12 protein-coding genes and 3 pseudogenes are annotated in these 22,224 nt (G+C 65.4%); 4 read left to right on the top strand and 11 right to left on the bottom strand.

Going from position 1 to position 22,224, the window contains the following annotated elements:
- Positions 1-7: 7 nt before the first annotated feature.
- A complete protein-coding gene (locus AC6CID_RS14735; RefSeq protein WP_064061956.1) occupies positions 8-919 on the bottom strand; it encodes a LysR family transcriptional regulator in 912 nt (303 codons plus the stop codon).
- 175 nt (positions 920-1,094) lie between these two features.
- Between AC6CID_RS14735 and AC6CID_RS14730 the strand changes: the two genes are divergently transcribed.
- Positions 1,095-2,300: a glutamate dehydrogenase gene (locus AC6CID_RS14730; RefSeq protein WP_498354138.1), complete on the top strand. Its 1,206-nt coding sequence runs from the start codon at positions 1,095-1,097 to the stop codon at positions 2,298-2,300.
- A gap of 174 nt (positions 2,301-2,474) precedes the next feature.
- Positions 2,475-6,857: a PDDEXK-like endonuclease domain-containing protein gene (locus AC6CID_RS14725; protein WP_498354137.1), complete on the top strand. Its 4,383-nt coding sequence runs from the start codon at positions 2,475-2,477 to the stop codon at positions 6,855-6,857.
- 90 nt (positions 6,858-6,947) lie between these two features.
- Here AC6CID_RS14725 and AC6CID_RS14720 read toward each other — a convergent pair.
- The 3 genes and pseudogenes from AC6CID_RS14720 to AC6CID_RS14710 all read right to left on the bottom strand — a co-directional run bounded on the left by AC6CID_RS14720 (position 6,948) and on the right by AC6CID_RS14710 (position 11,685).
- Positions 6,948-7,936: pseudogene (locus AC6CID_RS14720) on the bottom strand (linear amide C-N hydrolase).
- 181 nt (positions 7,937-8,117) lie between these two features.
- Positions 8,118-9,854 (bottom strand): alpha/beta hydrolase, encoded by a 1,737-nt coding sequence (locus AC6CID_RS14715; RefSeq protein ID WP_498354136.1) that lies wholly within the window; start codon positions 9,852-9,854, stop codon positions 8,118-8,120.
- A gap of 109 nt (positions 9,855-9,963) precedes the next feature.
- On the bottom strand, positions 9,964-11,685 hold the full coding sequence (locus tag AC6CID_RS14710) for an alpha/beta hydrolase (protein ID WP_498354135.1): 1,722 nt from the start codon (positions 11,683-11,685) through the stop codon (positions 9,964-9,966).
- A 328-nt stretch (positions 11,686-12,013) separates the two neighbouring features.
- On the opposite strand from AC6CID_RS14710, the gene AC6CID_RS14705 reads away from it, so the two are divergent.
- A complete protein-coding gene (locus tag AC6CID_RS14705; RefSeq protein ID WP_039584755.1) occupies positions 12,014-12,940 on the top strand; it encodes an HNH endonuclease in 927 nt (308 codons plus the stop codon).
- 96 nt (positions 12,941-13,036) lie between these two features.
- On the opposite strand, the pseudogene AC6CID_RS14700 reads toward AC6CID_RS14705, so the two are convergent.
- Both AC6CID_RS14700 and AC6CID_RS14695 read right to left on the bottom strand, forming a co-directional pair.
- Positions 13,037-13,506: pseudogene (locus AC6CID_RS14700) on the bottom strand (transposase); the annotation flags it as partial.
- Positions 13,507-13,910: 404 nt separating this feature from the next.
- A complete protein-coding gene (locus AC6CID_RS14695) occupies positions 13,911-14,258 on the bottom strand; it encodes a hypothetical protein (RefSeq protein ID WP_039584756.1) in 348 nt (115 codons plus the stop codon).
- 315 nt (positions 14,259-14,573) lie between these two features.
- Between AC6CID_RS14695 and AC6CID_RS14690 the strand changes: the two genes are divergently transcribed.
- Positions 14,574-15,062: a DUF2510 domain-containing protein gene (locus AC6CID_RS14690; protein WP_033098702.1), complete on the top strand. Its 489-nt coding sequence runs from the start codon at positions 14,574-14,576 to the stop codon at positions 15,060-15,062.
- Between the two features lie 16 nt (positions 15,063-15,078).
- Here AC6CID_RS14690 and AC6CID_RS14685 read toward each other — a convergent pair whose 3' ends face one another.
- From AC6CID_RS14685 to AC6CID_RS14665, 5 genes and pseudogenes are all read right to left on the bottom strand, one after another.
- Positions 15,079-15,849, bottom strand: coding sequence for a helix-turn-helix domain-containing protein (locus AC6CID_RS14685; RefSeq protein WP_257235729.1), 771 nt, complete (start codon positions 15,847-15,849; stop codon positions 15,079-15,081).
- A gap of 238 nt (positions 15,850-16,087) precedes the next feature.
- Positions 16,088-16,969, bottom strand: a complete 882-nt coding sequence (locus AC6CID_RS14680) for an HNH endonuclease (protein WP_200359794.1) — start codon at positions 16,967-16,969, stop codon at positions 16,088-16,090.
- Positions 16,970-17,066: 97 nt separating this feature from the next.
- Positions 17,067-18,938 (bottom strand): DNA/RNA helicase domain-containing protein, encoded by a 1,872-nt coding sequence (locus AC6CID_RS14675; RefSeq protein ID WP_498354134.1) that lies wholly within the window; start codon positions 18,936-18,938, stop codon positions 17,067-17,069.
- 125 nt (positions 18,939-19,063) lie between these two features.
- Complete coding sequence (locus AC6CID_RS14670; protein WP_200359798.1) at positions 19,064-20,101, bottom strand: DUF8808 domain-containing protein; 1,038 nt, start codon at positions 20,099-20,101, stop codon at positions 19,064-19,066.
- A 629-nt stretch (positions 20,102-20,730) separates the two neighbouring features.
- Positions 20,731-22,120, bottom strand: a pseudogene (locus AC6CID_RS14665) (IS1380 family transposase).
- Positions 22,121-22,224 lie beyond the last annotated feature (104 nt).

The following is a 22,224-nucleotide window of genomic DNA, read 5'->3' as shown; positions in this document are numbered from 1 at the left end:
CTCGTGGCTACTGCGCCGCGAGCCCCCGTTCCGCTGCGGCGGTGCGTACCGCGTCGATCACGAGGCGCAGCGGCGGCCGTTCCGACGCGACCCCGCGATGCGCGATGGAGATCGTGCGCACGAGCGGTTCGGTCAGCGCCACCACCTCGACCCCGGGTGAGCTCAACGTCAGCCCGAGATCGGAGACGAGCGTGACACCCAGCCCCGCGGCGACCATCGCCAGCGCCGTCGCCTGCTCACCGACCTCGTGGTTGATCCTCGGCTCGAACCCCGCACGTTGACACGCGAGGCTCACCGCGCGGCCGAAGTGCGAGTTCGGGCCGGCCAATACCCACGGATGCTCGGCGAGGTCGGCGAGTGCGATGGTGCCCGCCGGCACCGTCCCGGGCGGCACCGCGGCGTGCAGTCGCTCGACCGCGATCACCACCTTGGTCAGCTCCGGATCCCACAACATCGGGTAGCCGGAGTATTCGATGACGAACGAGAAGTCCAGCGATCCGTCACGGACGGCTCCGGCGGTCTCCTCGGGGGCGAGCTCTCTCGTGCGGACCTCGATGCCGGGGTGCTCGGCAGCCAACAACGCCAGCGCGCTGGGGATCAGAGTGGATGCGACGGAGGCCCACACACCGGCGGTCAGGCGCGCGCTGACCCCGTCGCGGGACTGTTCGAGCGCGGTCGTCGCCCGCTCCACCGACTGCAGGATCTCCTCGGCATGTTCGGCGAGCAGCACGCCCGCCTCCGTCAACTGGACCCGACGTCCCCGGCGCTCGAAAAGCTTTGCGCCGACGTCCCGTTCGAGCTGGGTGAGCTGCTGCGAGACCGCCGAGGTGGTGTAGTGCAGGGCGAGCGCGGCGGCCGTGACGGTACCTCGACGATGCAGTTCTCGAAGCATCCGTAACCGGCGCAGGGACAACTCCATGCCGTCAGCGTAGGGCGCGCCCGGGGACCTGCAACCGCTGTGAGCTCGCGTTGTGTAGAAATCGTGAACTCTCACCTTCGAGTTTCGTAACTGGACGCCCCGCGCTACCCCCGGGCACGCTGGCGTCACCGGCCGAATCGACGTAACGACGGCTCTGACGAACGGGGGACCGCATATGACCACCATGGCAGCACGCGTCGACGCGGTGGACACCCGCAGGGACGAACCTTTCATGCGTCTCACCTGGACGGATCCGGTGACAGGTGCGCACGGTTATCTCGTCGTCCACACCCTGGTGGGCGATCTGGCGACCGGCGGCACCCGCATGCGGGCCGGGTGCACGATGTCGGAGGTCGAGGACCTGGCGCGCGGCATGGCCGCGAAGACCGCGGTGTTCGACCTGCCGGTGGGCGGCGCGAAGGGCGGGATCGACTTCGACCCGAAGGATCCCCGTGCCGTCGACGTGCTGCAGCGCTTCTGCCAGGCGATGCGTCCTTGGTTGAACGCGCACTGGGTGACCGCCGAGGACCTGGGCGTTCCCCAGCATCTCCTCGACGAGGTCTTCGAGCGGCTGGGATTGCATCAGTCCTTCCACGCCGCGATCAGCCGTGCGGCGGACCCGGCGATCACCCTGGACCGGGTGCGCACCTCCCTGAATGCGCCGGTCGACGGCGGTTTCCTGCTGGGCGACGTGATCGGTGGTTACGGCGTCGCGCAGGCCTGCATCGCCACCGCGAACGCATACCGCTGGGCGCCGGCCGAGACCACCGTGGCGATCCAGGGAATCGGCACGATGGGCGGCGGCGCCGCCTGGTACCTGCACGAAGCGGGCATGCGCGTGACCGCCGTCGCCGATGCCGCCGGAACACTGTATTGCGCTGACGGATTGGATATCCCGGCACTGCTCGACCTTCGGGACGAGTACGGGGAGATCGACCGGTCCCGCCTCCCGTCGCACCTCGAACAACTGCCGCGCGACGCGGTGATCGGCATTCCCGTTGACATCTTCGTCCCCGCCGCCATCTCCTACGCCATCACGGCGGAGAACGTCGGCCGGGTCGCCGGACGGGTCGTCATCGAGGCCGCGAACTCCGCGACGACGCCGGACGCCGAAGCCGTGCTCACCGGACGCGGTATCCCGGTGATCCCGGATTTCGTCGCCAACGCCGGCGCGGTCGCGTGGGCGTGGTGGGTGCTCCTCGGGTGGGTGGGGACCGATCCGGAGGATTCGTTCCAGCGTCTGCGCACCGAGATGCTCACCAAGATCACGCTGCTGGTCGAGCGGTGGGCGCTCGATCATGTGCCGCCGCGGCAGACGGCACGGGAGCTCGGCACGACCAACCACGCTCCGAGCGCCTCGCGCACGATCACCATCCCTTGACACGTCGACCTCGCTCATTCCTGCAGGTCAGCATCTTGACGGCGAGACTCGGCGGAAATGGCGGCGCGCGTCGTCCGGGTCCGGAAACGCGTATGTCGACCAAGACTTCTAAGGTGGACATGCCCGTCTCCGTCGACGGGCGGAAGGACGTCCGCAAGGGTGAGTGGAGTGCGAGTGGGGTCAGGCGAGCGCGAACCCGAGTTGAGGGATCGCGTGCAGCGCCTGCTTGCCTTCCTGGCCGAGCTCGTCAAGGCCCGCAGCGCGCCCGTCCGCGTCGTCGACAAACACCGCGCCGTGATGTCCCTCGAGGAGGGAAATATCAGGGCCGGCCTGCGTGCCCATGCCGCGTCGGGCGACATCGTCCTGCGCGCGCGTCGCGCTCAGCTCGAAGAGCCCCCGCGCCCGCCCGCCGAGCTCGCGAACTACATGCACGGGGACATCGCGGATTCCGCCGTCGAGCCCGAACTCGACCCCCAGGCCATCGGCATCGACGGTCTCGACGCGTGGCTGACGGAATGGCGCACGTGGGCGGTCGTCGACCGCGAGCGGCAGGCCGCCTCGCATCTGTACAGCTTCCTGCAGCGAGCGATGCTCGACCTCGAGGACCAGCCCGAATCGCTGGAACTCGTCGTCGCGTCGGGTCTGCTGCACCTCTCCGAGGGTGTGGCGGGCGCGCGGGTCCACACGCACCTGATCACCCAAGCCGCGCTCATCGAGCGACAGGGCGATTCCGGCGACCTGGTGGTCCGGCTGAGTCCCAGCGCGGGGCCGTCGCTCGAGGACGTCCAGCTCCTCACCGGTCTGGAGGTCTTCGACCCGACGAGCGTCCGTGAGCTGCACGACGCCCTCGTCACCCAGGTCGCGTCGCCTCTCGACCCCGCGGCTCGCGCGTTCCTGAAGAGTTGGGCCGAGCGTGCGCTCACCGTGCCGGTCGACGTCGTCGATCGTGCGGACGAAGCGTCGTCGTCGGATGCCTTCGTGACGCCGTCGCCGGTGCTCGTGCTGCGCAAGCGCGGCGCGCACGCGCTCATCGAGTACTACAGCCGCATGACCGAGGCGGCCGCCGACGAGTCGAACCCGGTGCCGCTCGGGCTGGCGCAGCTCGTCGAAGCGATCGAACCGGCCGACCGGGTCGCATGGCTCGACCGCATCGGCACGCCGTCGACCGAGTTCACCGGCGAGCAGCTGTTGCCGCTGCCCGCGAACGAGGAACAGCGCGACATCATCGACCGGCTCGCCGGCGACAGCGGTGTCGTGGTCGAGGGACCTCCGGGTACGGGTAAGACCCACACCATCGCCAACATCGTCGCGGCGCTGCTCGCGCGCGGGCAGCGGGTGCTGGTCACCAGTGAGAAGGCGCAGGCGCTGCGCGTGCTCCGGGAGAAGCTCCCGTCCGAGCTGCAGGAACTGTGCGTGGCCGTGACCGACCCGGTGCACGGCGGCACGGTCGAACTCACTCGCAGTGTCAGCGAAATCGCCATCCGCAAGGCGCAATTCAACGTTCGACGCGCGCAGGAACGCATCGACGAGCTCACCTCGCAACGCAACGACGCTCTCGACCGTCGCGCGACGCTGATGGAACAGATCCGGCAGGCGCGCGCGGAGGAGACCGAGGTCCACGCCGACGTCGCCGCCGGTTACGAGGGGACGGCCGCGTCGATCGTCCGACGGGTCCGCGCACACGAAGCCAAGTACGCGTGGTTGCCCGCGCCTCTGCTCACCGACACCCCACCGCTGACGGTCGACGAACTCGTCACCCTCCACTCGTTGCACCAGCGGTCGAGCGTCGAGCGCGCGCGCCGTCGCCAGCAGCGTTTCCCTGAACTGTCACTGCCCACCCAGAGGGAACTGCAGTACGCGTGCGCCGCCGTCTTCCAGGCGTCGAGCGGCACGACCAACGGCGAGACGCAGGGGCTGCTGCGGATCCTCGAGGGTGCATCGCTCGAAGCACTCGGCCGTATCCGCGATCTGTGCGAGCAGCTGCAGGGTGCCCTCGAGGACGCGGACCGGCTCGACGCCCGGATCCAGCGCGTCGCCGACGACGTCCTGTCGGGCCGGGCCCAGCACCTGTGGGGGAAGACCGCCGAGCTCGCCCGGCTCGTGCAGGCCGCGCAGGAGGCCGACCGGATCGTCGGTGCCAGCTCGGTGGACATCGCGATGACGGGACGACAGGCCTTCGAGGCGTACGACGCGCTCGCCCGCAAGCTCGAAGCAGGCGACACGTGGCGCAGTGGCTTCACCCGGTTCCGGCGCAGCGACGAGCAATCCGCCGTCGAAGCGCTCGGGGAGATCGCGACCGTCGACGGCGTCGCCGCCACTACCGCCCAGACGGCGCGCATCGTCGCCGAGCACCTCCGTGCGCTCGAGGCGATCCGGGTCGCGCGGGTGGTCCTTCGCGACCTCGGAATCGACATCGAGCTCGACGAGTCACGCAGCCGCGCCGTCGGCACCCTCGCATTCCTCGACCGGGATCGCGCCATCGTCGACAATCTCGTGGCCCGGGTGCACGACGTCGAATCCGCACTGCGCGAAGTCCATCCGGGGGCGCCGCGGATCACGAGCATCGAGCAGGCGCGGTCCACCGCCGAGTCGGCACGGACCATCGCCGCCGCGGGCACCGCGGAAGCGAGCAAGAACTGGCTCGAATCCATCGGCATGTACGTGCGGGGACAGATCTCCGGGGGAGCATCGCCCGAAGGACGCGCGCTGGCCCGTGCCTTCCACGACGCCGACTTCGACGCCATCAATGCGGCCCTGGACGCGTGGGACCGGGCGGCGGGGGAGCAGCGTGAGGAGCTGGAACTCGTCTCCCTCCACGCACGCCTGACCTCCGCGGCACCCGCACTCGCTCAGGCCCTCGCGGAGAATCCGTTGAGCCTCGCCTGGCCGGTTCGTCTCGCCGACATCGACGAGGCGTGGGCGTGGCGACGCGCGGACGAATGGGTGCGACGCTTCCACGAGCGCACCGACGACGGGCAGTTCGAACGCGACCTCGACGCACTCGAGAAGGACATCGCGCGACTCACGACCGAGCTCGTCGAGGAGAAGGCGTGGAGCGCATGTCTCGACCGCACCACGGCCGAGCAGGTCCAGGCGCTCCATTCGTACCGCGATCACATCGCGAGCATCGGTAAGGGCACCGGCCGTTATGCGGAGCGTTATCGGGCGGCGGCACGCGAGGCCATGCAGGTCGCACAGGGGGCAGTGCCCGCCTGGGTGATGCCGCTGCAGCAGGTGCTGGCTTCGATTCCGCCCGAACAGAATTCGTTCGATGTCGTCATCGTCGACGAAGCGAGCCAGACCGACATCAGCAGCCTGTTCCTGCTGTGGCTGGCGCCGCGCGTGATCGTCGTCGGCGATGACAAGCAGTGTGCACCGAGCGCGGTGTCGCTGGGTGCGCTCGACGGGGTGTTCAGCCGTCTCGATTCGTATCTGCCCGACATCCCGAACTATCTGCGCGACAGCTTCACTCCGCGATCGAGTCTGTTCTCGTTGCTGCGGTCGAGGTTCGGCAGCATCGTCCGGTTGCGGGAGCACTTCCGGTCGATGCCGGAGATCATCGCGTGGTCGAGCGACCAGTTCTACGCGGACGACCCGCTGGTCCCCATGCGGCAGTACGGCTCCGATCGGCTGCAGCCGTTGCGCACCACCCTTGTCGAGGACGGTGCCGTCACCGGCCAGAACTCGACGCTGACGAACTATGCCGAGGCGCATGCCCTCGTCGATACGCTCGTGAAGTGCGTCGAGGATCCTGCCTACGACGGCAAGACCTTCGGTGTGGTGGTGCTGCAGGGGCAGCTGCAGGTCGACATCATCCAGAACGAACTGCTCGAGCGGCTCACCCCGGAGCAGTGGGAGGAACGCAGGCTCCGCGTCGGCACGCCCCCGGACTTCCAGGGCGACGAACGGAACGTGGTGTTCCTGTCGATGGTCGTCGCGCCCGAACAGAACATCGCGGCATTGACGCGAACCGAATACCAGCGACGGTTCAACGTGGCGGCGTCGCGTGCCCAGGACCAGCTGTGGTTGTTCCATTCGAGGACCATCGACACGCTGCGCCGCACCGACCTGCGGTACTCGCTGCTCACCCACATGCGGACGACGTCCCCGCGGCCGGCCGAGCCGATGCCCGCCGGCGTGACGCGTGACGAGCGGCACGAGGCATTCGACAGCCTCTTCCAGCAGGACGTCTTCCTGGACATTGCCACTCGCGGCTATCACGTGAACCCGCGGGTCGAGGTGAACGGCCACTTCATCGATCTCGTCGTGACCGGGGCGGCAGGCAAGCTGGCCGTCGCCTGCGACGACGAGCAGTGGCACACGAGCCCCGACCGGCAGAGCGCCGATCTGGAGCGGGAGCGTGAACTGCACCGCAGCGGCTGGAAGTTCTGGCGGGTCCGGGAATCGGAGTACTACCTCGACCCGGTCGCGGCCATGGCCGGGCTGTGGGAGGAGTTGGAGCGTCGCGGGATCGCGCCGGGCCGGGTGGATGCAACGGTCGTCGACGACACCGTGGATGCGGGTACACGAACGATGACGGGGATCGACGACTACTGAGACGACTCGGCCGCCCCAGCGTTCGCGGTGGCCATCGGATGGAGAAAGATCCCCGAAGGGAAGGCATCCGGGGATCTTTCGTGTGCAGATCTATGACGGCATCGCGATGAACGTCAGCGGATCCGACTTCTCGAATCGGCCGCTGACATTGCCCGCGAGGCCACCTTCGAGTGCCGTGTCGCCCAGGAGATCGAGCTTGCCCGCCGGTACGCCCTCCGAGAGGTCGAGATCGCTCAGGTCGACCCACACGATGTTGGGGCGCGTCGTCGATTCGAACACGTAACGCTTCTCGGCGAGGTCGGCCACCGTCTGCCAGATCGTCTGCGAAGCATACGGTTTTCCGGGTTCGGGTACGCGGAACGGCTGCGCGGCATTGCGGATCACGCTGAGAACGCCCGCGATCGCCTGCACTTGGCTCTGCGGTTCCGGAAGGCTGCCGACGTAATGCGCTGCGCGAGCGAACCTGTCGGACGCATTACCGGTGCCGGGGAGTGGTGCCTCACCGCCGAATCCCTTCACCTTCTTCAGCAGTTCCAGCTGTTCGCCGTAGGCGGGGGAGTTCGTCATGACGGCGTAGTCGCGGCTGTGCCAGACCGTCGGTGTGCCGTCGAGGTATTCGATGATCGCGGAGTCGCCGGTCGCGTCGTCGAGTGCGAGATGCACGGCGGGTACCTCACCGGTCGCCGGGTCGCCCAGCGGAACGACCTGCACGCCGGTCTTCTCGATCCAGTCGACGGCCTCGGCGACGGTCGCGAAGTTGTCGAGGAAGTACTGCATCCACACCGCAACGCTGAGCGCGGGTCGGCTCTTGTCGTGGGTGCCGTAGTCCGATTCGGTGAGCCACAGGATGTGCCCACCGAGGCCGGCCTCGTTGAGTCCGTCGACGGTCATCATATCGTAGGCACCCGCGACCACACTGCCGTACTTCGACGTCCACGAGAGTTGTCCACCGACACCGTCGTCGCGAGTGATACCCCGGGGAGCGCCCACAGATTGGTGGCGGTTTCGCGGTGGTAATCCATGTTGCGTCCCACGAGCACTTGACCGGACGGGCCGTTCCACACAACTCGTGTGCACATATGCGACACCTTCCCGCGGTAGATCCGCGTCGACGAATTATCGATCCCCGTGAATCGACGTACTCCGGTTCGCATTCCTGTGTCGATTCACAAGCGATATCGAGGTTGTATCACGGGGTGGTGCGAGAAACCTGGAGAAAACTCGATTCGCCGGACTAAGCGGGAGGGTGAATTCTCCTCGTCACTCATCCGACGACAGTGCGTCGAAGACCGCCTTCACGCGCACCTCGTCCTCGATGCCGAGAATGTCCGCCCAGAAGAACCCGGCCTCGGTCGTGTAGGCGTGGCCGTGGCCACCGGGCACTTCGGCGGCGAACACCATGTCCAGGGTGACCTGCCAGAACGTCACGAACGGAATCCACGACATCCCCTTGTCGATGTCGGCGCCGCGCTCCTCGCGCAGCCAGTCCGGGCGGTGCCGGACCAGTTGGGAGGACCACCACACGATCGGATCGCTGGGATGCTGCCAGTACACGATGCGGGGAGATTCCCAGTCGCGCAGGCCGTCGAGTTCGGTGAGGTCGTCGGGTGTCGCAGCGAATCGCACGTTCTGCCCGCCGTAGATGACCGGGAGAATTTCGCGACTTCCCGGATCGCGCGAATCGGTGATACGTCGCCACTGCTCTGTGAAATTCGGTGTGCCCACCCAAAGCGCGCCGTCGGTTCGGGTGATCATGTCCTGCACGCCGGCGAAGGCCGATTGACCTCCGTACGAGCCCAGTGATTCGCCGAAGACGAGCAGCTTCGGCCGGGTTTCCGGATCGAGGACACTCCATCTCGCGTACACCGCCTCGAACAACGCGCGACCTGCATTGCGGGGCGAGACCCGGTCGGCGAGGAAAGCCAGGGGACTGGCGAGAAACGAATACTGCATGGCTGCGATGGCCGAGTTGCCGTCCGAGAGGTATTCCAGGGCGGCGGCGACGTCCTGGTTCACCCAGCCACGACCTGTCGTCGTAGCCACGGCGAGGTACTCGCGCTCGAAGGCGCCTGTGCGGTCGAGTTCGGCAACGACATGCGAGGCGAGCACCTCCATCTCGTCGTAGTCCGTGTAGCCGTCGAGACTGTCGAGGGAGCGGTAACCGGCGTAGACGCGGATCGGCATCATCGCGGGTTCCCCGGTCACCGCGGTGATCTCCTCCGGAGACGGACCGCCTGCGACGAACGTGCGCCCTTCACGTCCCAGCGAATCCCACGGTTCGAGAGATGCGTCCGACCCGGATCGCTCCGGCGCCTGTGGCTGCTCGACCCCGTCGGCGGTGCCCTCGTCGACGGCCCTCGCCGATCCGTTGGCGATCCGCGCGATCTCCATCGACAGCAGACCTTCCACCGCCCAGAACATGATCAGCCCGACCAGCACGACACTCACGATGCGCGCCAGGGGAGCCGGCAATACGCGGACGACGAGTCCGGTGACCCATTGCGCCACGTGCCGCAGACCGCGGCCGATGACGAGCAGGAGCAGCGTCACCACCACGGCGACGAGCAGCACACCCGGATAGTCCCAGCTGCTGCCGGGTTCCATCCCGACGAGTTCGCGGCTGATGTCCTGCCACCACGAACCGAGGACGAGGAAGGTCGGCACCACCACGACGGCGACCGCTGCGAGCAGGTACCAGCCGATCTTCTTCACGGTCGCCGACCAGTTCGTCTCGAAGCCGCACTTGCGGACGATCCACGCGACGAGCACGCCGATGCCGTAGCCCGTGATGACGCTGATGCCGGTCGCGACACCCTGCAGGTACCAGGGGCGTGGAAGCAGGGACGGCGACAGCGACCAGCAGTAGAACAGCAGCGCGACGGCGAGGCCGACCGGATGGAACCGGCCCAGCCATCGCAGGATCCCGTCCTTCAGCCGAGCCGAGAACGATGGGGATGGCTCAGGAGGTGCGGGCTGTGTATCGAGGGTCGTGGTCATCGGCGGTCGCTTTCGTCGGTACCAGGGCGCAGGAAGGCATGGCGAAGAGACGGAATGCGAAGCCGTAGGGGAGAAGCTAGCAGAGCCTCGGGCAGCGTGCCGTGCTCGACTACTCGTCTGCGGTGTTCAACTGTTCGACGGCCTCGGCGATCCGCTGCGTGTCGGTGAGCGTCCACCCCTCTGGGGACGTCACGGCGGCCCAGCCGTAGGGGATGAGGTCCTCGTAATTGTGCCCGTGACCGGCGGGTGGCGACGTGCCGACCATGATGTCGGCCGCGACCTGAGCGAAGGTGACGATCGGGTACCACCGCATCGACGGTGAGCGATCCGTGCCCGGAGGTTCGGCGAGCCAGTCGGGTCGCTCGAAGAGCAGTCCCGGTCCCCACCACACCACCGGATCGGACGCATGCTGCAGATACAGGACCCGCGGGTCGTTCCACGGTCCTTGCTGGTCCTCGAGCGTCTGCAGGTCGGAGGCGAACCGCACCGCGACGCCGTCTTCGTAGACGGGCAGGACCTCGGGGCTGCCGGGATCACGATGGTCGACGATGCTGCGCCACAGCTGGTTCGAGTTCGGAGGTCCGACGAACAGCGCGCCGTCGATCTGGCTGCGCATGTCAGTGAGGTCGTCGAAGGCGGCTTCGGCGGATTGCGAGCCGAGGCTCTCGCCGTAGACGACGAGCTTGGGTCGCTGGTCCTCCGGCAGTTGCGACCAGCGTTCGTGGACACCGTTGATCAGTGTGTTGCCGGCGGCCTTGGCGGCGGAGCCGTCGACGAGGAAGGAGATCCAGCTCGGCAGGAAGGAGTACTGGATCGCGGCGATCGCCGAGTTGCCGTTGTAGATCGCTTCGATCGAGTCGGCGGCGAACGGGTTCACCCACCCGGTCCCGGTGGTGCCAGCGACGACGAGGATCTCGCGCTCCCACGCCTTCGTGCGGTCGAGTTCGTCGAGGATCAGCTGCACCTGCTCATCGGTGGTGCCGTCGGCTTCGAGTCCCGCGTACACCCGTATGGGTTCGAGTGCGGGAGCGTCGTTCAGTTCGGTCAACTGCTCGGCGTCCATCCCACCGGCGACGAACGTGCGCCCCTGACGTCCGAGACTCTCCCACGTCGACGGCGACGCTGAGCTTCCCGACCGCTCGGGAATCTGAGGCTGCTCCACGCCGGGGTCGGTGCTGTTGTTGTCGTCGGCGAAGACGATGCGTGCTGCCATTGAGCTGCTCGCGAGCAGAACCTGGTCGACGAACACGACCACCACGAGCACGAGGATGACCGGTGCGAGGACGCCGGCCGCGGCGACCGGAACACGCAGGCGGGTCGCGAGGAACTCCGCGAAGCGTCGTCCGACCCACCGCAATCCGCGCGCGATGTAGAGGAGGGCAGCGAAGATCGCGACGCTCACCAGACCGGTGCGGAGATACGCGAAGCCCGTTGTGGTCTCGATGCCCATGAGCGCACGGACTTCGTTCTGCCATTCCGCCGCGGCGAGCAGGCTCCCCAGAAGTGTCCCTACCGCGATGAGGGCCACCACCACTTCGGCGATGCGGCGGACCGTGTGGCGCCGTCGCCACCACGTGAGGCGCGGCGCGATCCATCGTCGTGCAGGAAACGCGACGAGCACACCGATGCCGTACCCGACGATGCCCGTCACACCGCTGATGAGTCCCTGGAAATACCACTCGCGGGGAATGAGGGAGGGGCTCAGACTCCACGCGAAAAAGAACAGGGCGACGACGAGACCGAGAAAGTCGAGGCCGAAGACGGAGAGGTGGCGCCGACCCGTATTGCCTTCGCGCGGAGTTGTCTCGTCTGTATCGACTTGCGTGCTCACGGGAGCGACCCTAACCCGGTCGGTGACCCACCGCGGGCCGAGCGAAGCCGGCCTCTCGTCGCCTTTGAGCTCAGGTTTGTGCGCTGCTGGGCGCGACGTATCCGGGTCCTGACGCCGCTGCCAGCGCCGTAGTGAAGGCATTCCGGCTCAGTGATGAGGGTCCGTCCGCCGGCTGGGACCCATGGAAAGTAGACGACACTTCCATGCAATCGCTGGGTGAGTCCACGAGGAAGGCGTTCTAGTTGCTAATGGTTCAATAGGGATCATTCGACTGATGCGCCGAAATATCGCCGGCGCGTGGTCTCTGATGGGGTAATCAGGAGGATTTGTGAGTGACGGTTCGTGGAGCGGCGACGATTTCGATGCTCGTCTCCGCCGCGAGGCAATGGCATGGTTGACCATCCGCACGAATGACGGTCTCGATCCGATCAGTCGACAGGACCTCCTCGACTTCACGATCGATGGGGAGATGTTCCGGCTCATGGACCCGACGCGCGGGATCCGGAAGCCGAAGGAGCTTTCGTCAGCTCTGTCCATCAGTACGACGTATCGCGCGCCCGGTGCGAAGCGTCCGTACGAGGATCAGGTCGGCTCGGACGGACTCTTGCGCTACAAGTGGTCGACGACCGACCCGAACAACATGGACAATCGTGGTTTACGCGCGGCCATGAACGAGGGCGTGCCACTGATCTGGTTCTACGGCGTCGGTCCGAGCTTGTTCCAGCCCATCTATCCGGTGTTCATCATCGGGGAAGAACCTGACGAACACCAGTTCGTCATCGCCACCGAAGTCGCTCGCGATCTTCATCGTCCCGATTCCCGAGCGGAAGAGCAGCTTCGGCGATATGTCGTAGCAGAGACAAAGCGTCGGCTCCATCAGCCGGTTTTTCGTGCAACTGTGATGCGTGCGTACGAAACGCGATGTGCGGTCTGCGCTCTCGGTCATAGTGAGCTGTTGGATGCTGCGCATATTGTGCCTGACTCACACGAGGCAGGTATTGCGTCGGTGACTAACGGGCTCGCTCTGTGCAAGATCCACCACGCTGCGTACGACGTGAACATCCTTGGCATTACGCCGGACTTGGTCGTGGAGATCCGGAGGGCCCTTTTGGACGAGATCGACGGCCCGATGCTCGAGCATGGCTTGAAGGAGCGGCATGGACAGAAGCTGATGGTGGTTCCGCCGTCTCGTAGTGAGCAGCCTGACCGAGAACTCCTGGAAATTAGTTACGTCCGCTTTCTCAGCGCAGGCTGAGAGCTGACAGCAGCAGTCCCGCGTAGACCAGGACGATTGGACCTGGTGCACGACTCGGTGACAGTTTCGATCACGCAGCCTGTGCGGTTGGTGTAGTCATGATGTCTCGAACTCGACAGGCGTCAATCTGCCCAGTGGGAGCTGACGTTTCCAACGGTGATAAGTCCGCGCGATCCTCTTACCGCAAGCGGGTGGTGCCCCAGTGACGATCGCGACGCGCAACTGCTCGCAAGTGACCCAACGCTGCCGGTCGAGGACGTTGCGCTGGAGCAGCGCAAAGAACGATTCCATCGCGGCGTTGTCGCCGGCCGCCCCGACCCGGGCACATCGTCCTGACCAAGCCGTGACAGCCCCAGAACGCGAACGAATGCCGGCTGCGAAATTGCGATCCGCCATCGGGATGCACCACGTACCCGGCGACCGAACCTCGCCGAGCCACTGCGGATTCGAGGGCGGCCACAGCGAGTCGAGACTTCATCCGGTCACCAATCGAGTAGCCGACGATCTGGTTCGAGCAGACGTCCTTGATCACACAGGCGGAGCTTGCCCTCGTCGGTGCGGTGCTCGGCGGGGGTACTTCCCTTCGCGCAGTTCAGCGCTCTTACCGGCGGTGGTGCCGGGTGTGATGCGGTCTTCGACGTCAGCCTTTCGCATCCAGTTGGTCGAGCAGGATGCGCTGATGCCGAAGTCCGTGGCGAACTGCCGCAAGTGCTGGCCTGGTTCGCGGTGGCGGGCCACGCGCACGACGTCGTCGCGGAACTCTTTCGTGTAGGGCTCGGGCACGGGGTCGATCCTTCCAGCAGTGCCTGACGACACCGCAGTTCAGATGTCATCGATCCGTGCAGCAGTCCCGGTGCTCTGGCAACGCTGCCGAGAAATTCAAACCCGCAGTGCGCCGGCATCCATCGCAGAGAGCAGCTTCGAACTCGTGTGCGTAGCGCGGGCAGTCCGTCACGGATATCAGCGACCGTCAGGTCGACGTGCAAGCGCAGCCATCCAGGCCCGATCCGTTGTCGCGGCGGAACCAAGCCCAGGGTCCACGCCGCGAGGTGCGGCTGGCCTTCGAGCCGGCCCACGTCCACCAGCGCCGGTCGTTCCGATCGTCGCGCATGATGACCAACGCGCCGTCGGTGACTTGGTCGGAGCGGTGCACCCGCTGACCGTCAAACGCCGCTACGGCTCGCCGCGTCAACGTCACTCCGGAGGGTATTGCACCCAGCAGGATATCGCGAATGTCGCGCGCGATCTCGAACGATGCACCGTCGGGCAGGGGATCCCACTTGGCGTGGTCTTGGATATGGGTTGGCTCGACGAACACGTGCCGTCGCTTCCAGGCGATGCGGGTGACCTTCTACGACCGTCCGCCGAGTAGCAGTATATGGGGCCCTCGACGTCGTCGGTGAGCACGCTGGTCTCCACAGAATCGATCTCTTGCCGGCCCGGCCTATACCGTGAACTCTGGGGCAGTGGCAACGCGGTGCGGTGCGCCAACTCGGTCGGTCCCTTGATGAGCTCCACTACAGCAGGCACCGGCGGTGCACTCTTACTGCGACCCGCCGCTGGGCGGAACCGGTAACAGTGCTCGCTTGCATGCCGATTAGTCCAACAAATCCCAGTCGAGAATGGACAAGTGATGAGCACGCAAGCGGGATGGTACGCGGACGGCAATAGCCCGGGCGTCGAGCGCTGGTGGGACGGAAATCAATGGACAGAGCAGACTCGTCCGATGTCGGGGCCAGGATTCGGAGCGCCAGCTCCCGTAAATCCGGAGAAGAACGGGATGGGCCTGGCCTCGCTGATTCTGGGGATCGTGGGTCTCCTGTTCTGTTTGATGCCGATCACCGGGTTCATCGGCTTCATTCTCGGCATCATCGGGCTCGCTCTGGGTCTAGCGGGTATCAGCCGTTGTCGTAAGAACAAGGCGACGAACAAGAAGACCGCGATCTCGGGCACCATTCTCAGTGCCCTTGCCGTGATCTTCGGCATCGTTGGCATCGTCATGTTCTTCACCGCCGTCGACCAGCTCGGAAACGATCTCGACCAGATCGGAACCGACCTGCAGGATTACAGTGATTGCATCAGTGAGGCAGAGAATCTCGACGAAATGAACCTGTGCGAGTAGCCGCAGTTTCGGCTCTTCACGCTGCCTGAGCAGTTCGGCAGGGACACCTCACCGCCCTGCCGTGCGCGTCGTCCGGTAGCCACCCGTACTCGTCGCACGCTCCGCACTTCGCCGGTCGGATCCGTGGAACGGACAGTCCCTGCCACATCGGTAGCCACGCGTGCGCGTATCGCATCGGATCGCTGGGGCGATGCGCCGCCTTCGCGGTCGCTACCAGCGTCGGAACGCCGTGCGTCGCGATCAACGCTTCGATCGCGGCTACGGCATCCGGCCTGAGGTACGCGAATGTTGCTGTCAGTCCGGATTCTTTACATGCCGCCGCCAACCGGGCGACCTCGGGACTGTGCGATGCGTTCGAGACCTGGGACGTGCGGTTGGTTTCCGTCCTTGGTGAATCAGTACTTAAAAGACCGCCTGGCTCTCCGATGTCCGCGCTGCCGCGGGTCGGATTTTCAGGCCCCGGCTGGACGTGCGGCTCTTCGTAGATCGTCTGAATGGTGATCCACTGGCCGCGCTCGTTCTGGATCTTCTCGCGGATCAGGTAGCCGAGTTCGGCGAGCTCACGAAGGGCGGAGCGGATGGCGTCGCGACCTTCCTTCGGCGACTGGCCGGCGATCGAGTCGGACCGCGTACGCCAGTCGTCCGGCTTGGACAGCAGCCAGATGAGCACACCGCGTGCTCGGAAGGACAGGCGCTCGTCGTTGATGACGGCGTTGCTGAGGATAGTGAAGTTGCTGGCCAGGCGCGGTCCACGACGCACGCCGCCAGCCAGGGTATTCTGGCCCACGTTCGACTCCATTCCAGTCGGACATCTGGCCCGTCGGGAGTTGCCGCTCCTGGCGGGCCTTCTTCACTTGTGACGCCACGCGGATCGGTGACGATCTTGAGATCTTGGCACTCCTCTGGATGTGCGCGCAAGGGAAATCTTCTAAGCCGCTTTACCGCAACGGTTTACATGACCACGCGGGTCGCGACATCTCTGCGGCGGTCGTCATCGAGTCTTCCTGTCGGAGTTAGGGGGCCGATCAGATCCAGCTGCACGCTTCTCTGTGCCGGGCGAGCGCCGCAGCGTCCGGACGATGAGCGGAGCTTTTCGGTACTCGAAGTCGCTTGCCGGCTAATGCGGCGTACTCGCTGCTCGCGAGTTGGGGAGCCACTTCGATGGTGAGGTCGCTGCGCACCGTCCACAGTTGCAGGTCGAACAAAGTGTGGAGGTCGGCGCGGAGGAGCAGACCATTGGTCACATGGTTGCTGTGCTCTCCGAAGTAGCGGTCGATATGGGCTGCTTCCAGGACCGCCTCGACGTCGCATCCCGTAACTGCGCAACGACGTTCATACGCTGCCAGCAATGCGCGACGGAACTTGGGCTGACCGTATCGCACAGCAATGGCTCGTTGAGCGCGTTTACGGACATCGTCGCCCTTCTCATAAGTGGGAAGGCTGGCGGGCAGCTCTATATCGACGACGGGGAAGTGGGCGAAAGCAAGATCGGCTTCCGGGCCGAACAGAGAGCGCAAGCGACTCTCGGCGGACGGGTCGGACACTTGGTTGGCTCCGGCCTGCGCCGCGAGGTTCCTCCCGAGCAACTTCTGTAGTTGAGCCCAGGTGGGCGATGAAACTACGTCCTCACTGATTGTGTCGAACTCGAATCGGTGGGTGTAACCGCCGGTCCGAACGTCGCTCCAGTGTGCGGGCGGCGCGCTGGGCGTGATTTCGTAGAGGCCGGAAGTTGCTCGTGCATACGCGACGAACCCGTTGCCTTGACCCGTTATCCAGAAGTAGATGTCGTCACCGGGCACAATCTTCTTGAAGTACGACGGGCTACGCACATCCCAGAAGCCGTCGTCCCTCGCGTAATCCCAGTGTTGTGGCGTCTTCTCGTTGATCTTGACGATCCAGCTGGTCATTGCCCATGCGCCTTCTCAGGTTCGCATCGGGTGGGGGCATGTCCTGCTGTGGAAGCCCGTCGGGCCGTGCTCGGTGTTCGATACTCGTCGTGAGGTGTCAGTCGGCGATCAGTGCACGGAGCGCGTCGCGTGTTTCGGCGTCGGTCGAGTAGATGACGGTGCCGATCATTCCGCGGGTGAGCAGCACCTTGTAGACGTTGCGGACCAACCGGTCGAAGCGCACGTCGGAAATTCGCGTGCGGTTCTTGAAGTCCGGATCGCGGTTGGCCTCTCGGACCGTGGTGAATCGTTCGTTACGCCAGACCAGATCAGGTCCGAGGATGACTCCGTTCCAGTCGTATTCGAAACCCTGGGCGGTGTAGACGCAACCGACCTGGCCGAAGCCCCCGTCCTCGGTAGCCCACAACGCAGCTGGGGGAGCGTCGCCGACCCGGCGGTCGCTCTTGCTGTTCCACGGACGCGCCCAGCTGCCGATCCGAACGTCGGGAACCAGATTTCCGGCCTTGTCCGCATTACTCCACGGCCAGCAGTAGCCTGCCGTCATCCGCGCCGAGTATCCGCGCTCCCGCTGCTGGGAGAGGAAATGTTCCATCTCCTCGGGGCTGTCCGCAACACGAACGGTGAACTGCGGGTCGCCCTTCCACTCGAACGGCCCTCCGTCCTCCAGATCGAGCAGCCGCTTCACCCATAGCAGATACTCCTCGCTACCCCCGCAGCGGAACTGTTCTCCCAGATGGATGTGCTGCGTCTCGAGCCCGAGTGAGGCTGCATAACGTTCGATCTGGGCGAAAGACCCCATCTCTCCGGGGCGTACCACCTGGTGCTCGTCGAGAAGGAAGACAGGGACGCGCGCGGCCGCGATGAGTTCGTCGACCTGCGGTCGGTCTGTGCGGAGCTCGGCTCGGGTGTAGCGGTCTACAGAAGTTTCGCGAATGCGGTGGGCCTCGTCGAGGATGAGGACATCCAACCCATTGCGATCTGCTGTCATGAACTGGTTGAAGTACTTGAACATCTTTTGCACGCGCGGCGCACGGTGTCCCGCAACTTTCCGGAGGGTTTGCGTGAACGATCGAGACCCGGTCGCGTGTAGGACGGTTCGTCCGCGCCGCGCGAGCTCGCCGAGCAGTGACAACGCCACCACGCTCTTACCGCTGCCGGGACCGCCGGTGACGATGATGACGCGCTTGCGATCGGCGGCGCGTGACTGTTCGACCTCGTGGAGTACGAGGTCGACGGCGAGCTGTTGGTTTCCGAGCAAATGGAACTGGGGGCGGTCGCGTACTTCTGCGGCGGCAACCTCGAGGAGTTGCCGGGAGGGGGCGATCGCCGACTTCATCAGAGCGTCGCCGGCGGAATAGCCGGGCGCAGCGGCGAGACGGCTCCGAAGGAACGCGATCATGTCTCCGCGCTCGGCAGCGGTGAACATCCGTCCCGTGACGCTCATCGGATAGGAACGCAAATCGGCGACGGCACTCTGATCGGTGGCGTTGTGGAGGTAGGCGATACCGGCAAGGGCGTCGGGTTGATCGGAAACCGTGCGGGCGAAGTCCACGAGATAGTCGCAGTACCCCTTCACCTGCGCGGCCGGGTGCAGCTTCGGTCCTCCCGGCATCCCGGCTACCTCGACAAGTTCGGGGTTGTCCTCGTACCGCCGCGCTGCCGACCATTGCTTCAACTCGACGACCACATACGAGGCCGCACCGGTCTGCGGATGCGTCCCTGCCAGGACGACGTCGGCACGCTGGGACGTCAGAGGAAGGTGATATTCGAGCAGCATCTCGACGTCGTCCAACCCGGCGTCGACCAGGTCGCGAGCGAGAACGGGCAGGCTCCGTGCCCAGGACTTCTGCTCGGATTCTCCGGCGCGTCGTCCCGTGCGAAACAGCATCTGTTCCAACAACTGCTCCGCGAGCGATTCGGGACGATCGAGGTCGACGATCCGGCGGGCGGTAGTACGAAGCAGCGTCACAGTCAGGTCCCCAAGGCAGCACGAATCCACTCGTGCGGGTGGGGGCATGTCCGTGGCTGCTCATCGCAGCGGAAGTCCGTCGGGCCGCAGACAGAACTATATCGGTGAGGGGTGCCGCAACTCGTTCAGGGCGAGTGTGGCTGGTACGTACCGGACGATCTCCACAGCAACGAGCCGGCAGGCAAGGCCGCATAGACGCCGTGAGCGGCCGACGCCGTCCGCTTGTGCAGAACCGGGATCCGGGTGAGGCTGGAAACGTCGGCCAAGAATTGTCGTTCCAGGGCTCGCGTCACATGGTCCTGCACCGGGATGCTGGCCGACTTGTCGAGGTTGCATCGCGCGTCGGTTGCCACCAGGTTGGCAACACCGTCGATGGGGATCATCGACCACGGCACCACGTGATCGATGTGGACTTCGGAGTGCAGACGACCGTCGCAGTAGAAGCAGCGACCCGACTGCAGGTCACGGAGCGGGTCGACGAGAGCACGCAGCGCGGTGCGGTCGGTGCCGAAGAGAAAGCCGTCGACGTCCTCGGCATCGAGTTCGGCGCGGTTGAGATCGATGACATCGTGCGCCCATACGGAGCGGACGAAGGTTCTGAGCAGCACGGATGTGCGGCGAAGCCCCTCGGGCACACCTGGGCGCAGCACGATGACGGCGATCCGGTCGACGTCACTCACGGTCATCTTCTTGTGAAAGCCCGCCGCGTCGTACAAGAACTCGTCGCGGGTAGCGCTGTGGGGGACGGTCTGAAGATGCGTGAGCGGTTGTTGCGCGATCGTCAGCCGTAGGGAGCGAACGAGTCGTCGATAGACCGGATGGGCGGACTCCCGAGCTGCCTCCGCGGTGCGAAGCCCATCGGATATCAGGATGCCTCTGACCTCTGCGATGCGATCCGGGATCGAACGTCCGCGCCGGACTTGAACGAGTCGTCCGTGGCGGTGGAACGACCGAACCTGATTCCAGTAATAGCCGATGATCCGGTGCGCGATCTCGTCGATCGGAACGGTGAGACTCCCGTCTGGAGCAGCGGTGTTCTCGACGCAGATGTCGACGAGTGCCATGACGGTCGCGAGTTTGTACGTGGAATTGCGGCGGCCGGCTTCGAGGAGTTGCACGACGCGGCCGGCGACGTCGAGGGGGTCAAGTGCCGCGTAGCTCATCCCGGCACAATATCCGCCGCTCGAGCCGTGAGGCTTTCGCGCTACGAATTCGAAACCGGAGGTCGTGCGGTGAGAGCGCTCGGTCGATGCGGTTCTTCTGTCAATCCGAATCGTTCATCGAAGATGTCCTGCAACGTGAGAGCGATCTACTGCTCGGCTCAAGCATGGGCGAGCAGCATCGTGGCGTTTGGCCACTGTATGGGGGCGGATCCGAATGGAGACAGGGACGACGAGCGACCGGCAATGATCGAACTCGAACCCGAATTTGATATGTGGACGATAGGGGAGTGCAATGGGCTTCCTCGCGCGCCGAACTCGGGTTTGCTCACGCTACACGCGGGGCAAGCCTCGGGTCAGCGCGCGAGAGTTGTGGGGGCGCACGCGGCCTGGAGACAGGATCCCGGGCCTTCTGGGCTACGACCCCTTCCACTACGTCGTGTACACCCAACCGTCGTTGCCGCAAATGACTGCGTCGAGATTCTTAGCCTGAATCCACTGACGTGATGCCGAAGCCCGTTCCGGCCGGGCGAGTGGATGTATGGGCAGTTGCGGACATGCGGTGACCGCTGGTTTGCCCAGCTTTCCACGGTGCGGTTCCGGTCGTGCCGTCTCGGCGGGTCGGTCGGTGTTCAGGCGATAGCTGGCGGGCTGTGGCCGATGGTATTGGTCCACAATCGAAGCCATGCGTCCGACCAGGGCCAGTGCGTGGGTAGCCGCAAGATCGGTTTTCGTTGCGGTCGACACAATCGGGCCGGGATATCGACGATCTTGCGCCGTAGCGTCGCCCCACGGGCGCGAACATGCCCACCACCTGCAAGAAGGCCGGCGGCGCGCAGCAGGTTGTGGGCGATCGCCGCGCAGAGCACCCACGCGGAGTTCGCCCCGAAGCGCCCCGACAGCATGTGCGCCAGGGGTCCGTCGATGAGGTCGGCGAAGACGGTTTCGATGATCGCGTGCCGGCGATGGGTGACATCGGCGTCGGTGGCCGAGGTAGTGGTGTTGGTGAAGAACGGATGATGCCGCCACACCGGGAACAACGCGTCGGGATAGCGGGCGTCTTTGACGCGGCGCACGATCAACCGGGCGGTAACCGGAGTCGTGGTGGAAGCAAAAGCGGTGTAGGTGGTTTCGGCGACCTCGGCATCTTCAGATCCACGCTCCGGTGTCCGGGTCGCGGACCGCTCCGGGGTACTTCACCGGGATCCACGCCTCGTCGGCGATGGAGTCGATCGCGCGCCGGACCGCGGTGTTCTTGTCCAGGACCAGCGAGAAGCACACTTTCGCGCGCAGGCACGCCGAGATGACCGAACGGGTGCCGTAGGCGGAATCACCGCAGACCGTGATGGCACCGGCCGCGCCCGCTGCCCGGGCGGTGACGATGGCCTGGGTGACCATCCGACCTGCACCGTTACCGGAGCCGGCTTTCCCGGCGCGCAGTCGCATCCCGGTGATGATCGGCGTGGAGTCGGCTGTGCTGATGGTGGTGGCCAGTGGGGACAGGCCTTTGCGCAGGATCTGTTTGCCGGCGATTTTCGTGTGTCCGTAGCTCGCGCCTTGTTTGGCGCGGTCGTAGACCGGGCGCAGCAGCGAGTCGATGTCGATGAACGCCTGCTCGGCCAAACCGGGCAGGATCTCGACCCGGGCCGTGAGTGCGATCAGGTGTTCGCGGAGCACGGATTCGAGCTGGCGGGCATGACCGAAGCTGAACTCGCGTAGCAGTGTTCCCACGGTCGAGGGGGCGTAGACACCTCCGAAGAGGTGTGTCATGCCGCCGGAGCGTAGCAGGTCGATGTTGTCGGCGCCGGCGCACATCCCGGCGATCAGGGTGAGCAGTTTCGGTGCCGGGTTCGCCGCCCCGGACGCGACCTTCGTGGTGGTGATCGAGACCTTCTCGGCGAGCAGGTCCGGCAGGTGGGTGTGTTCGGCCAAGGTCATGATCGGGACCAGTCCGGCGCACGAGACGAGGTTGTCCTCGTCGAACATGGCGGAGCCGTCGATGAACTTGTGGGACACTTTCACCGGAAGTGCCTTTCGTGAACTGGTGGATTTGTTGTGTGAGAACTCCAATCTTCCCAGTTCAGGGGGCACTTTCTTCAGTTCGACACGCTGCTACGCAGTCGGTC

This window comes from Rhodococcus sp. GQ147 (genome assembly GCF_059759155.1).
This window is presented reverse-complemented; position numbering and strand designations above follow the sequence as displayed.

Bases quoted from the DNA above. Each gene is read 5' to 3' on its own strand.
- AC6CID_RS14670 (WP_200359798.1), bottom strand. From the start codon at position 20,101: ATGAGCTACGCGGCACTTGACCCCCTCGACGTCGCCGGCCGCGTCGTG.
- AC6CID_RS14735 (WP_064061956.1), bottom strand. From the start codon at position 919: ATGGAGTTGTCCCTGCGCCGGTTACGGATGCTTCGAGAACTGCATCGT.
- AC6CID_RS14690 (WP_033098702.1), top strand. From the start codon at position 14,574: ATGAGCACGCAAGCGGGATGGTACGCGGACGGCAATAGCCCGGGCGTC.
- AC6CID_RS14715 (WP_498354136.1), bottom strand. From the start codon at position 9,854: ATGACCACGACCCTCGATACACAGCCCGCACCTCCTGAGCCATCCCCA.
- AC6CID_RS14680 (WP_200359794.1), bottom strand. From the start codon at position 16,969: ATGACCAGCTGGATCGTCAAGATCAACGAGAAGACGCCACAACACTGG.
- AC6CID_RS14730 (WP_498354138.1), top strand. From the start codon at position 1,095: ATGACCACCATGGCAGCACGCGTCGACGCGGTGGACACCCGCAGGGAC.